Source organism: Chryseobacterium sp. ERMR1:04 (genome assembly GCF_001297705.1).
Taxonomy (GTDB): Bacteria; Bacteroidota; Bacteroidia; order Flavobacteriales; family Weeksellaceae; genus Chryseobacterium.
Genome location: NZ_LIRF01000003.1, coordinates 518,828 through 532,887, shown reverse-complemented (window position 1 = coordinate 532,887; position 14,060 = coordinate 518,828). Strand labels below are relative to the sequence as shown.

The window sequence follows — 14,060 nt, the reverse complement described above, 5'->3', positions numbered from 1 at the left end:
GCTTTATTCTTCATTTAGTTTAAGACTACCATAGCAATTCCTCTCCTATTTAAAACCAAAAAATCCCAACTTTCGTCGGGATTTTATTATTGTGTGCTTTTCAATTCAGAAAAATTGAAGAGAAATATTTTCTACTGAATCACAAAATCTTTTGTGCTTGAGGTGTGTGCCGAGAAATATCCTAAAGCGCCATTGCTAATATTACTTGGCGGATTGGAAGGCGTAACTCCACCTCCATTGTCTCCCGTAATTTGAAGAAGCGCACTGTAGAACGTAAAGATATTGTTGTCAATACTCTGCATTTCAACATGAATGGTATCTCCTACCACTACTTTAACGGCATCCGCCTTATCGCTGTCATCATTAGGAAGGAATAAAGGTCGCTGATTAGGTAATCCGTTATTTACATTATCTGAAAATACATTGAATGTCTTTTTAGGTTTATTATTAACCGTAAAATTAAAAAGATAACGGTTTCCCAATGCCACAGGATCTGTAAAAACAGGTAAAAGGGTATATGTTGTTACACCTCCAAAAACAAAAGAATCCTGCGTAAGTCCTTCAAAAGCTACCACCGCAGGCATCGTGCTTTGCGCCGTATACTGCTTTCCTTCAGCCTGTACTTTCATCGTGTAAGTTCTTCCTGTTACCGCCGTAAAAGCAGTCGTCTGGTATTTTCCGTCACCTACATAATGTAAGGCCTCGGTTTGTCCTGTGTTATCACTTAAAACAACCTGAGCATCTGCAATCGCAGGATATTGATTATTTTGTGTAAAAGCCACCGATTTTGTGATTCTCACGGTATAAGGTCCAGCCTGATCGGTGATATTTCCTTCAATAACAATGGTTCCGCTTTTATCGTCAAGATCGAGGTCGATCTCTTTTTCACAAGACGTTAATGCCAACAGGGATAATATAATAAAAAATGTATTCTTCATGATTTAAAATTTGAAATTGTAAGTGATGTTTGGTACCCAACGGAATAATGAGGTCTGCATAGCTTGGGTTGTTCCAGGATTGTCAGGATTATCTTTAAACGTAATGGTGTAAGCATTTTCACGACCATACACATTATAAATTCCGAATGACCACGAACCTTTGAAACGTTTGTTAGAGTCCGGTTCATACGTAGCACTTAGATCCATTCTGTGATACGCCGGCATTCTGTCTGCATTTCTGTTGCTGTACTGGAATATCGTTTGTCCGTTCAACTCATATTTTCCGGTAGGGAAAGTAACGGCATTTCCTGTGCTGTAAAGGAATAATCCTGAAACCGACCACTTTTTATTCAGTTCATACGTTGCAACGATAGAAAGGTCATGGGTTTTATCCATTCTTGCATTGTACCATTCGTTATCGTTAATGCCATCAATTTTTCTTTCTGTTTTAGATAACGTGTAAGAAATCCAACCTGTTAATCTTCCGCTTTTCTTTTTCGCTATTAATTCTAAACCATACGCTCTTCCTTTACCGAAAAGCAGTTCACTTTCTACATCGGCAGCGGTATCAAATGAGATCTGAGCCCCATTTTTAAAGTCGATTTGATTTTGCATTGATTTATAATAAATCTCTGCATTCACTTCGTAATTGTTATTCTTAAAGTTTCTGCTGTATCCTGCACTGATCTGATCTGCAATTTCAGGCTTCACGGTATAGCTGCTTCCAATCCACTGATCGGTAGGGTTTCCGCTGCTGCTGTTGCTTAAAAGGTGTAAGTTTTGGGTATTTCTAGAATATCCTCCTTTAATACTACTGACCTCGTTGATTCTGTAATTCGCCGTAATTCTTGGTTCAAGATTTACATACGTTTTTCCAAATTTCCCTTTTTCTAAAAATCTACTGTCGGTAAGATTTCCGTTTTCGTAGGTATTAAATGTATCGCCTCCTAAAACACTGAAACCGGAAAGTCTTAACCCATAATTAACGGTTAGCTTTTCAGTGGCTTTAAAATCATCATTGATGTACACGGCATTTTCCCATGATTTTCTCGGATTTCTTGGAAAACTGCTCACGCTTGTTCCCGAAGCGCTGCTTGGCGTAATGGTATGATAAATAGACTGCAGACCAAAACGAACCGAATGTTTATTTCCTGCAAACCAAGTGAAATCCTGTTTCAGGTTCCAGTCTTGAATTTTTGAATTTAAACCAAATGTATTGTCATTGCTTTCCAGACTGATTTTATAATCATAATCACTGTAAATCAATGACGTATTAGAGAATAATTTGCTGTTGATAATGCTGTTCCATCGTAACGTTCCTGTGGTATTTCCCCAATCTGTTGCAAAGGTCTTTCCTATTCCCAACACATCTCTTCCAAAATATCCGGATAGGTAAAGACGGTTGTTTTCGTTGATCTGATAATTGGCTTTTAAATTAAGATCATAAAAGTATAACTTGCTGTCTTTGAAATCATCTGTTCCTCTCAGAAATAGATCGGCATACGTTCTTCTTCCTGAAACTATGAATGACGATTTTTCCTTTTGAATAGGCCCTTCCACACTCAGCCTGCTGCTGATTAAACCGATTCCTCCATTAACGTTATAATCTTTATTATTTCCGTCTTTCATTTTAACATCCATCACCGAAGAAAGTCGTCCTCCGTACTGTGCCGGACTGTTTCCTTTGATAATACTTGCATCTTTTAAAGCATCACTGTTAAACGTACTGAAGAATCCCAATAAATGTGAAGCGTTATAAACAGGAGCTTCATCTAATAATATCAAGTTTTGATCTGTTGCGCCTCCTCTTACACTGAATCCGCTGCTTCCTTCACCATTGCTTTTAATCCCCGGTAATAACTGGATGGTTTTCATCACATCTTTTTCGCCGAATAAAACAGGAAGTTTCTCTATGTTTTTGATGCTTAATGTTTCCGTACCCATTTGAGCAGTCGAAAGATTTTTATCTTTTTTTACTCCGGAAATAATCACTTCATCAATATTCGCTGTTCGTTCTTTTTTATCTTCCTGATTCAAAGGAAGGTCCAGCTTAATATTTTGATCTACTTTTATATCTTGTTCGAAATCTTTGTAGCCGGGATATGAAATAATCATTTTATAATTTCCCTCAGGCAATGATAGAGAATAAAATCCGTATTCATTAGCCACCACGTTGATCGAAGGATCTTCAGCTACTTTTACTGTCACCCCGATCAGTAATTCCCCATTTTTTTGGTCTTTTACCGTTCCGCTTACCGAGTATTTTTGCTGCGCCACAGCTAAAGTACTGAAACAGAGCGCAGCTGAGGCAGCCGCGATTTTAAAAAAAGATGTTTGCATTCAGTTTATTGTTTAATGTAGTAGAGTTTTTTTATAATAATTTCTGTTTATGGATATGGAATAAACTTTAATCTATCATTTAAGTTAAATCATGAATATTTTAGAGAAAACTAGGTTTATAAAATCCGAGTTTTAAATTTCTATACTTATTTTAAAGAAATGATTATTGTCTTTTATTTTTTTAAGCTGCATTGGTAGGTAGAAGTTTTTGTTGTTCCATTTTCGGTTTTTGTATATGTATTTTGTGCTTCTAATTTTTTAATATCAGATTCGCTTTTATCACAAAATACAGTGGTAGAAGAACTTGACCCTAACATTGTATTATTTTCTTTTACCTCATAGGTCTGTTGCCTGCATTCATAGCATGTCTCATCATTATCTTTTGTACAAGAGGTCATTATTACTGTAGAAGTAATCGTTAAAAAGCTTAAAAATTTCATTATTATTTTTATTTAAGAGGTAGATAGAATATTTTTGAATTACTGTAGTCCTGTTTTTATTTTCTTTTGAATAGCATATTTTGAAAAAAAATGTAAGATACATATATTCAACACATTGCTAATGGTTGTTTTATATTTAACGGTTTAAATATTTCTGTTTTTTTGAAACGGTTTGATAACAGCCGCTGTAAATAGGAGAAAGCTTAAAACTGCAAAAAGTGTTCTTAGTACATTAATAGACTGCCACCTGCTGATTATTGCTTGCCAATTATAAGGAGCATTGTCTTTTGTCCATAGCATAATTTGGTTATTAATTGGTACTTCATATATGATCGTGAGGAGTAGAGCAAAAATGAAAAAGATGAGACTGAATATTTTAAAATAAAACCATTTTTGTTTTTTTTCTGGATACATATAAATAGTACTACTTATAATTACTATAGTAGCAATAGAAAGAATACGCATCGGGACTGCCAGATTATGAACAATATTTTTTGCAATAGCTATTATTTCTGTTAACGAAAATTGGTCAAAAGATCTGCTGAGTGAAATATAGTTTCCCCAAAAAACACCTACCGTTAGCAGTAAAAAAAATAATCCTATATATTGTATTACTTTTAATATTGAATTTTTAATATTGTTTTTCATTTGGTAGAATGCATGTTCTAAATCTTTATGAATTCTGTTATCTGCGATACTTGTTTCTGTTTGTATAGGCTTGGTGTACGCATTCATTTTTTTTTCATAGTCACTAATAGCTGCTTCAATAGAATGAAATTGATTACCCGTTAGATTATTAGTAAGCAGTAAAGCATCCTTTAATCCCATATTTACTCCCATCCCTCCAAATGGTGTCATTGCATGAGCCGCATCTCCAGCCAAAGTAACCTTTTCGGTTTGGTTTTTCTTTTTATAGTTTGTATTGAAAACACGAAGAGGAAAACCTTTGTATTCATTGGATGCATTGAAAAGTTCATGATACAAAGGATTCCAATCTTTAAAAATTTTAAAAAGAAATTGATTGACTGAGCCAATATTTGTATAGTCTAATCTTACATCAAGAATCCATTGTTCCGTCTTTCTAAATGAGATGTAAAAACAGGTACTCCCGTCGCTACGGTTTTGTAAGAATATTGTTTTCTTGTCCTGAACACATGCCAAGTTATTTTTATTGATGATTTCATAAAGCTTTGGGCAGTCTTTTTCCAAATTCTTTATTTCTCCTTGTATAACATAAGTTCCTGTTTCTTGAGGTAATTCATCTGTAACAAATTTTCTTGTTTTGGAACGGCTTCCATCTGTTGCTATCACTATATCTGCTGTCGCTGATAGACCATTCTCAAATATTAATTCGTAAGCACTGTCTATTTTTGAGATAGTTACTAGATTAGCATTCCAAATCACAGAATGATCCAATAAACTTTCTAACAAAATTTTACGAAGTACCGGCCTGTCGATTTCTGGTTTAGATTTATCCGGACTTATTGTTATAAGTAATTTTCCATTCAGATCAGCAGAGCACATTCCTGTCGGTTTCGAATTTTCAAATAGCTTCTGTAATAATCCAGCTGCTAAAAATGTTTTTTGCCCCGTATTTTTATGGATATCAAGAGTCCCTCCCGAAACTCTTGATGATGAATTAATATCACGCTCATAAACTTTAACATCAGCTCCTTTTATTTGGAGAAGTCTAGCAATAGTTAATCCCACAGGTCCTCCGCCAATTATAGCTATTCTTTTGTTGTCCAATAATGAGTTTTTCATGTTTGAAATATTTATAAGCACAAAATTAAAACATCTTATATGGTTAAAATAACTACATTTGACCTATTAATAGTCTTAAACGGTCAAAATGGAATTAGAAATAAAAGCAACTGGAGGTATCTTATTTTTATCTTCTATTGCAAAATCAATTGGAAGTAAGGTAGAGGGAGATTTAGTTAAAATTCCTGAACATTTGGGCAAAGGGCATATTAAAGGATATATCATTAACCCTAATATGAGTATGATGATAAGGCAATATGAAGTTCACAAGAATCTGAAATTTAAAATAGTAGCCGATAAACAAAGATCAGAAACCATAATGATCGCTTTTCATAATGTTTTCAGAGAAAAAGAGGCAAGCAGAGCAGAACTGCCTTATGTGCAAATGGCTTCGGCTGGTTTAGACACCTCATTTTTTATTCCGGCACAAACAAAAATGAACTCAATAATAATTGGGATAAATGCGGCATATTTGAAAGACTTATTGGGCTTGAAAGAAGGTCATTGGTTTTTACAAGCAATTATGCCAAATAATAAGCCTTTTTTATTTGAACAAATTATTTCACCACAGATACAGGAAGTCGCTGCAGAAATTGTTGAAAAAGAAATCATTGAAGAATTACAGAAGTTTTATCTAAAAGTAAAAACTGAAGAGCTCATTTTTCTTTTACTATTAGAATTACTTAAACGTAAGGACACCTCTATTGGTTCATTAAATATTGCAGATGTACAAATGATTTATAAAGTGAAAGATAAAATTCTTACAAGACTTGATATTCCTCCCAATCTTTCTGAACTAGCTGCTTTTGCATGTATCAGTGAATCAAAACTGAAAAGATTATTTAAGCAAATTTTTGGAAATAGTATTTATAGTTATTATCAAACAATTAGAATAAATGAGGCCGCTTATCTATTAAGGGAAGAAAAATTATCTGTTTCTGAAGTTGGTTATAGACTAGGGTTTTCTAATCTTAGCCATTTTTCACGAGTATTTGAGGAGCATATTGGAACTAAACCGAAAAAATATTGGTTAATGCAATCTTAAAAATGGCTGTGATACAAACCTCGTGCAGTCTTATTTTTTTTAAGCTATTAGATTGAATGATTTAATATAATTCTTTTACAACTTAAACTGAGTTTAAATAATTAACAGTCAATGTATTTTGGTCTTATTCTTGAAAGTAATAAAGAACAGAATTAATGATGTTAGTTCTTCAACCATTTTCAAAAAGTAACACTCACTAAAATATAAAATATGGAAACTAAAGAAATATCTAGAATTGCTCTTGGTGTATTTTTAATCACGGCAGGCGTTGGGCACCTTACCTTTGCCAGAAAAGAATTTCAGGCTCAGGTTCCGGATTGGGTTCCTTTACCGAAAGATGATACCGTTGTTTATTCAGGAATAGCGGAGATTCTTTTAGGCACAGCAACCATTGTAACTCCTAAGAAATATCGAAAAACGATGGGGAAAGTGGTCGCAACATTTTTTGCTGCCGTTCTTCCGGGAAATATTGCACAGTATACCAATCGGAAAGATTCTTTTGGGCTAAATACAGATAATCAAAGATTGGGAAGGCTTTTCATGCAGGCTCCTTTGATCGGTTGGGCTTTAAAATCAACTGACTGATTTTTTGATTGATCATAACCGAAGATGTAAAAGGCAAACATTGCTTTTCTATAAAAACCTTACAATCAAACCACTTAAGTGTAATGCTTTTGTGGTTTGATTTTTTTTAAGATGCTATTCCAATCTACTCTTATTTTACTTTATCCATAAAAGCAATGCTGCTCATGATACTGATTTTTTTCGGACAATATGGTCTTGTTTTTTAGTGAGTTTCATTTTATTGATTAAAAAACAAAACATTTTTTTTAGCAAAGGCATAGTATATGCTATTATTTAACCGAATCACTTAAAAATTTACTATTATGAAAAGTTTATTATGGTTAGTAGCAGTCATTTGTATTATCGTATGGCTTTTAGGAATGTTGGGAATTGTACCGGGAATAAGTAGTAGTTATTTAATTCATATTTTATTGGTCATTGCCATAATTGTTATTCTTTATAATATTATTTCGGGCAGAAAACCGCTTGATTAAAAATTTTAATAATTAAATCCAAATCATAAAAAGATGTTCGTCAGTTGATGAACATCTTTTTTTTGTGGAAAAACTTTAAATGAAATTCTGATTGATCATTATGCCTATAAAATGTAATATAGCGTTAACTATTCATTGATATTCAAATAATAAAGACCACCTACTTTTGTATAGATGAAAAAAAATTGGTGATGTTGAGATTGGCCTCAGTTGTTCTCTCTTCAGCAAAATAATAATGCATCCAGATTGTGATTCATCTATCTCATGATTATTAAAAATTGATGATGGCCGGCTCACAGAGATGTATTTAATGTAAAGAAACACACATATACACTATGTTTTTAGATGAAATCATGTCTTTTTTAGGTGAATCAGGTTTAACTACGGGGCTTTTGACCGTTTTTGTACTCTGTTTGCTTGCGGTAGTAGCGTTTGAATTTGTAAACGGATTCCACGATACAGCCAATGCGGTAGCAACCGTAATTTATACCAAAGCACTTAAACCCGTTATCGCCATTCCTTGGTCGGGATTCTGGAATTTCTTAGGCGTTTTTACCGGTGGAATCGCTGTTGCTATGGGAATACTAAAACTGGTTCCTATGGATGCGCTCATGAGCCTGCCAACAGCCGTTGGAGCGAGTTTGGTACTCGCTGTTTTATTGGCTTCCATCATTTGGAATTTAGGAACTTGGTATTTAGGAATTCCGTGTTCCAGCTCTCATACCTTAATTGGGGCTTTAATAGGTGCCGGTTTAGGATTTACCTGGTATTATGGAGGAAGTGGTGTCAACTGGCATAAAGCTGAAGAAATTGGATTATCTCTAATTTTGTCACCCATTATCGGTTTTGGTTTGGCCGTTTTGTTAATGTTGTTTTTAAAACATGTAGTGAAATACAAAGCCCTGTTTCACATTCCAACAGGTGAAAATGATAAACCTCCTTTGCTTATTAGAGGTATTTTAATTCTTACGTGTACGCTGGTTAGTTTTTTTCATGGAAGTAATGACGGACAAAAAGGAGTTGGACTTTTTATGTTGATATTGATTGCATTTCTGCCTGCCAAATTTGCTATTGATCATAATATTCCCAATGAAAAAATAATTTCTACCTTAAATCAAACGGAGAAAACGCTGCAAACCATTGCTTCAACAAATACTCAAAGCATGGTAGAATTTACGAAACTAAACAAAGATATTGAGGCTGTAAAAGTACATCTTAACTTAAAAAGTGAGAAAAATAAAGAAGCAACCTATACCTTCAGAAAACAGGTAGAAACTTTAATAAAATCTATTAAAGCGTTGGACGAAAATAAAGCAGTAACGATTGATGAAAATACAACCAGCGAACTTCATCATGAGGTTTCAGAACTTAAAAAAATCACTGAGTTTGCTCCTATTTGGGTTATTATTGCCATCTCTATTTCATTGGGCTTAGGTACTATGATTGGTTGGAAAAGAATTGCTGTAACGATTGGTGAAAAAATAGGAAATGAACATTTAAATTATGCACAGGGAGCTTCCAGCGAAATTGTTGCTGCTTCCACCATTGGGATCAGTACCGTTTTAGGGTTACCGGTAAGTACAACCCACGTTTTATCGAGTGGTATTGCGGGTTCTATGGTGGCTTCGGGCGGTAAGAATAATTTAAATCCCAGCACCTTAAAAAGTATTGGTCTGGCATGGGTTCTTACCCTTCCGGTTTCTATTATCTTATCTTTATTGTTATTTTTATTCTTCCATTTGTTTATTTAATTAAGAAAGGTTTTTGATTAATTTACAGTATTAAAACACGAAAAAAAAAATGAAACAGATACTCGTTGCCTCAGATTTCTCCAACAGCGCAAGCCATGCAATGACCTACGCTTTGTCTCTTGCCAAAATTCTACAGATGGAAGTGGCTGTTATTCATGCGATACATCCTACAGAAGGTATTAATAACAGCACCTATAATGCAATTTTTATTGAAGATTATTATGCTAAAAAAAGATCTGCTTTAAAAGAATGGGCAGAAACATTCAGGCAAAATGAGACCTATAAAGAAGTACCCATAAAAACGGTATGTGATGTAGGGTTTTTACGCAAGGTGATCAACAAATATACAGAGTATAATTCGGTATCATTTTTAGTGATGGGGATTACGGGCGCTACAGGAATTAAAGGGATTGTGGGGAGCAATACCAGTATGGTGGTTACAAAAATGAGAATTCCTACCTTAATTGTTCCTCTGGAAAGTGTCTTGCCTGCATCCCCTTCAGTGGCTCTTGCTACAGATTATAAAACAACCAAATTATCCGTTAAAGACGTTAAAGCATTGACTCAGATATTGAAAGCTACCGATCCTAAAAGACTCGATGTCCTTCATATTGCCGAAAAAGTGATGGATGCCAAATCTATAAAGAATGGCGAAAAGAAATTAAAAGAGCAAATTCCTGATGTAGAAATTAAGTTCAATTATATTGATGATGAAGGGAAAACATCCAACGGAATTATTGATTTTATTGAGACCAATGAAACCGATATTTTATGTTTGGTAAAGCACAATCATAATATCATTTACCGCTTATTTGCAAGCAGTACGATAAATGAGATATTAAATAAATCAGTGAAGGCTATATTGGTATTGCATGAATAGATATGTTAAGGAAATGGCATAATTATAATAAAGATGTTCATCAGATGATGGGCATCTTTTTTTGTGGATCATAAGCAAGGATTATAGATAATTAATCATTGGATCATAAAAATAGGGAAACATTCATTAGATATGTTATAGTATGCAATAAATAGATTTGTTTGCATAATAAAAGGCTTTCAACTGTATTCACGATAGTATAATCACTTATTTGTGAAATTTATTTTTAATTTAACATAAAATTAATAAAATAATAGTAAATTAGCTATTGATAGTTTATAATTCATTAAATACCAAAAATCAATTACTATGAAAAAGTATTATTTATTAATTGGAGTTTTTTTTTCTACTCTGTCTGCTAGTGCTCAGGTAGGCATAGGGGTTTCAAGTCCTGATCCTTCTTCTATCCTGCATTTAGAATCTTCCAGTAAAGGAAGTCTTACCTCCCAGAAATACGCTTACAGGGGCTGGCGATGCGGTAACGATTCCAACTCCGGCTACAGGTCTTCTTGTTTATCATTTGGGAAATGCTGCGTTACCTGCTGGTATTTATGTTAATCTGGGAACTCCTATAATTCCTGTGTGGACGAGAACTGGGCAGAGTTCTACGAGTAGTGAAGGAAGTAAAATCTACAAGACCAAGTACAGAGGGCGTAACTCTATCCTACAGAATTACCCTAAGCCAACGCTAATCGTTCCCGAGATGAATATAGAAATGCGATTTGGAGAAGATGCAACAGACAATTATTTACAAGTTAGACTTTTACAGGCGCCTGCCGTAAATGTTTCAGCAAGATTACTAGGGCATTGGCAAGGACATACTCATAACTCGTATGGTACCTTTCTCACCTTTACACCAACGAATTGGAATACTTGGCAAAATGTGGGTGGAATTCCGTGGAATTTTGAATGGGGATATTATTACGTAATATCTACAGACGAAAACAGACTTATTGGAATTAATCCGTTCAATTATACAATGAACATGTATGGACTTTGTGGATATGGAACTTATGGAAGTTCTGCTGCAGAACCTTACACATTGGCAGCAGAAGTGTTTTAAAGATCTGTTTTACATTAAAAACTTCAATACACCAAAACTCATTACTATGAAAAAATATTTATTAACAACAGCTATGGGTATAGCTTCTTTTGTTTTTGGTCAAGTCGGAATCGGAACATCCACCCCTGACCCATCGGCGATTTTACATTTAGAATCTTCTAATAACGGTCTCTTGCTTCCGAGAAATACACTTACGGGTACCGGTGATGCAACTACAATCCCTAATCCATCTACCGGACTTTTTATTTACCATACGGGAAATACCGCATTAACATCGGGAATGTACGTCAATCAGGGAACCAGTACTTCTCCTATATGGAATAGAACCGAACAAGTTTCCAGTAGTAATGAAGGGGCTAAAATATATAAAGCGAAATACAGAGGACGTAACTCTTATTTACAGAATTTTCCGAAACCAACGCTAATGATTCCGGAACTCAATATGGAAGTACGCTTTGCGGAAACCATTAGCGGGGCTACTGTTGATCATGTTTTTCAATTTAGACTCTTGCAACAACCTTCCACTAACGTTACCCTTAGAATCAATGAGCATTGGCAAGGAGATGCAAGTGGCGATCATGGGGCAAACCCTTACACTGCCGATTATACAACGGCTAATTGGAATGTTTGGCAAAGTGTTGCAGGATCATGGAAAGGCGAATGGGGATTTTACATCGTAGTATCTACAAGTGAAAACAGGACAGCAGAACCCAATCCATACAATTTTAGTATGATTCTATATGGTCTTTGTGGTTATGGTATCTATGGAAATGTTCTCTCAGAGCCTTATTCATTAGTGGCGAAAGTATTCTAATAGATTAGTTACAGTATAAATTTAATTATAAAAGATGTTCATCAGCTGATGGGCATCTTTTTTTGTAGAAAAATAGTAAAAGCAAAATTATTTTATATATTTGCATAACTAATTATGTAATTAATTATATAATAAGATTAAACCGCAAGCCAAAGCTTTTCTACAATGTCAACATATACTGAAAATAATAAAAAGGTCACCACTCGTTCTTTGTACAAAATGAAACAACAGGGCGAAAAGATAAGTGTACTAACGGCTTATGATTATACGATGGCAAAAATCATTGATGAAGCAGGAATTGATGCCATTATTGTTGGTGATTCTGCATCTAATACAATGATTGGAAACCCTACTACCCTGTCGATTACCCTCGATCAAATGATTAATTATGCTGCATCTGTTGTAAATGGTGCTAAAAGAGCGTTGATCATTGTTGATATGCCTTTTGGAACGTGTTCGGGCAACCCTTTTAAGTCTCTTGAAAATGCGATCCGAATGATGAGAGAAACAGGTGCTGACGCAATAAAAATAGAAGGTGGAGAAGAGATTAAAGACGATATAAAAAAAATAATTGATGCAGGAATACCGGTAATGATTCATCTGGGTTTAATGCCGCAATCTATTAACAAATATGGAAGTTATGCGGTAAGAGGAAAAAATGAAGAAGAAGCTCAAAAACTGATCAATGATTGTCTCTTAATGGAAGAATTAGGCGCTTTTGGATTGCTGCTTGAAAAAATTCCGGCAAGGTTGGCTACGGAAATTGCTCAAAAAGTAAAAATACCCGTGATTGGTATCGGAGCAGGCGTTGGTGTTGATGGGCAGGTACTTGTTATACAGGATGTAATGGGAATGAATAAGGAATTCTCTCCAAAGTTTTTGCGACGATATGCAGATCTTCATACGATGATGACCGATGCTACTAAAAATTTTATTTCAGATATAAAAGAAGGAGATTTTCCTAATGAAAATGAATGGTATTAATTAAATAACAATAAGTAAAATATGGACTTTTATAACAGAACAGGAAAAATGGCGATTGGAAGCAGATTGAGATTACTCACAGGAAAAGTAACCGAAGATGCTGCCAAGATCTATGAATTATACAATATAGAATTTTCTCCAAAATGGTTTCCTGTATTTTTTATTCTGACAGAAAACGGAGGCAAAACCATCACAGAAATTGCAGAAGAAATTGGTCACTCACAACCTTCTGTTACGAAGATTATTAAAGAAATGACAGCAGCAGATTTAGTTCATTCAAAATTACAATCTGATGATAAAAGAAGAAACATTGTAGGATTGACTAAAAAAGGAATCGAAGTTTCAAAAACACTAGAAATTCAGTGTGCTGATATTGAAGATGCCATTGAAAGTATGACCGCCGAAGCTTCACATAATCTTTGGGAAGCAATAGCTGAATGGGAATTTCTGTTAGAAAAGAAATCGCTTTTTAAACGCGTACAGGATCAGAAAAAAAGCAGAGAAAGTAAAGATGTACAGATCGTGGAATATCAACCCGAGTATCAGGAAGCTTTCCGAGCTTTGAATGAAGAATGGATCTCTACTCATTTTGAAATGGAAGAAGCCGACTACAAAGCCTTAGACAATCCGAAGGAATATATTCTGGATAAAGGCGGAAAAATATTTGTGGCTTTATACAATAATGAGCCTTTAGGGGTTTGTGCTCTTATTAAAATGAATGATGGCAATTATGATTTTGAAATGGCAAAAATGGCTGTATCTCCCAAAGCACAAGGGAAAAGTATTGGTTGGCTGCTGGGGCAGAAACTTGTGGATACCGCTAAAGAATTAGGCGCTTCAAAAATCTATCTTGAAAGCAATACAATCCTGAAACCTGCTATCAACCTTTATTATAAATTGGGTTTTGAAAAAGTTGCGGGCCACGCTACGCCTTATAAACGTTGTAATATTCAGATGGAATTGAATCTTAATAAATAGCTTAT

The 14,060-nt window shown here is 34.6% G+C and carries 13 protein-coding genes; 9 read left to right on the top strand and 4 right to left on the bottom strand.

What is annotated here, in order from left to right; genetic code table 11:
• Positions 1 to 131: 131 nt before the first annotated feature.
• The 4 genes from AMQ68_RS02520 to AMQ68_RS02505 all read right to left on the bottom strand — a co-directional run bounded on the left by AMQ68_RS02520 (position 132) and on the right by AMQ68_RS02505 (position 5,482).
• Positions 132 to 938, bottom strand: coding sequence for a DUF4249 domain-containing protein (locus AMQ68_RS02520; RefSeq protein WP_054509046.1), 807 nt, complete (start codon positions 936 to 938; stop codon positions 132 to 134).
• A 3-nt stretch (positions 939 to 941) separates the two neighbouring features.
• Positions 942 to 3,278 carry a TonB-dependent receptor gene (locus AMQ68_RS02515; RefSeq protein WP_054509045.1) on the bottom strand — a complete coding sequence of 779 codons (2,337 nt, stop codon included), beginning with the start codon at positions 3,276 to 3,278 and terminating at the stop codon, positions 942 to 944.
• Positions 3,279 to 3,451: 173 nt separating this feature from the next.
• Positions 3,452 to 3,718 carry a hypothetical protein gene (locus AMQ68_RS02510; RefSeq protein ID WP_123905585.1) on the bottom strand — a complete coding sequence of 89 codons (267 nt, stop codon included), beginning with the start codon at positions 3,716 to 3,718 and terminating at the stop codon, positions 3,452 to 3,454.
• Between the two features lie 144 nt (positions 3,719 to 3,862).
• Positions 3,863 to 5,482, bottom strand: a complete 1,620-nt coding sequence (locus AMQ68_RS02505) for an FAD-dependent monooxygenase (protein ID WP_054509043.1) — start codon at positions 5,480 to 5,482, stop codon at positions 3,863 to 3,865.
• Between the two features lie 88 nt (positions 5,483 to 5,570).
• Between AMQ68_RS02505 and AMQ68_RS02500 the strand changes: the two genes are divergently transcribed.
• The 9 genes from AMQ68_RS02500 to AMQ68_RS02460 all read left to right on the top strand — a co-directional run bounded on the left by AMQ68_RS02500 (position 5,571) and on the right by AMQ68_RS02460 (position 14,055).
• Positions 5,571 to 6,527, top strand: coding sequence for a helix-turn-helix transcriptional regulator (locus tag AMQ68_RS02500; protein ID WP_054509042.1), 957 nt, complete (start codon positions 5,571 to 5,573; stop codon positions 6,525 to 6,527).
• 210 nt (positions 6,528 to 6,737) lie between these two features.
• Positions 6,738 to 7,112 (top strand): hypothetical protein, encoded by a 375-nt coding sequence (locus AMQ68_RS02495; RefSeq protein ID WP_054509041.1) that lies wholly within the window; start codon positions 6,738 to 6,740, stop codon positions 7,110 to 7,112.
• A 302-nt stretch (positions 7,113 to 7,414) separates the two neighbouring features.
• Entirely contained in the window at positions 7,415 to 7,585 is a 171-nt protein-coding gene (locus AMQ68_RS25030; RefSeq protein WP_054509040.1) for a lmo0937 family membrane protein, read from the top strand.
• A 353-nt stretch (positions 7,586 to 7,938) separates the two neighbouring features.
• Positions 7,939 to 9,336 (top strand): inorganic phosphate transporter, encoded by a 1,398-nt coding sequence (locus tag AMQ68_RS02485; protein ID WP_054509996.1) that lies wholly within the window; start codon positions 7,939 to 7,941, stop codon positions 9,334 to 9,336.
• Between the two features lie 49 nt (positions 9,337 to 9,385).
• Positions 9,386 to 10,216: a universal stress protein gene (locus AMQ68_RS02480; protein WP_054509039.1), complete on the top strand. Its 831-nt coding sequence runs from the start codon at positions 9,386 to 9,388 to the stop codon at positions 10,214 to 10,216.
• 520 nt (positions 10,217 to 10,736) lie between these two features.
• A complete protein-coding gene (locus tag AMQ68_RS02475) occupies positions 10,737 to 11,279 on the top strand; it encodes a hypothetical protein (RefSeq protein WP_054509038.1) in 543 nt (180 codons plus the stop codon).
• A gap of 46 nt (positions 11,280 to 11,325) precedes the next feature.
• Positions 11,326 to 12,093, top strand: coding sequence for a hypothetical protein (locus AMQ68_RS02470; RefSeq protein WP_054509037.1), 768 nt, complete (start codon positions 11,326 to 11,328; stop codon positions 12,091 to 12,093).
• 165 nt (positions 12,094 to 12,258) lie between these two features.
• Positions 12,259 to 13,077 (top strand): 3-methyl-2-oxobutanoate hydroxymethyltransferase, encoded by an 819-nt coding sequence (gene panB, locus AMQ68_RS02465; protein ID WP_054509036.1) that lies wholly within the window; start codon positions 12,259 to 12,261, stop codon positions 13,075 to 13,077.
• A 21-nt stretch (positions 13,078 to 13,098) separates the two neighbouring features.
• A complete protein-coding gene (locus tag AMQ68_RS02460; RefSeq protein ID WP_054509035.1) occupies positions 13,099 to 14,055 on the top strand; it encodes a bifunctional helix-turn-helix transcriptional regulator/GNAT family N-acetyltransferase in 957 nt (318 codons plus the stop codon).
• The last annotated feature ends 5 nt before the right edge of the window (positions 14,056 to 14,060 follow it).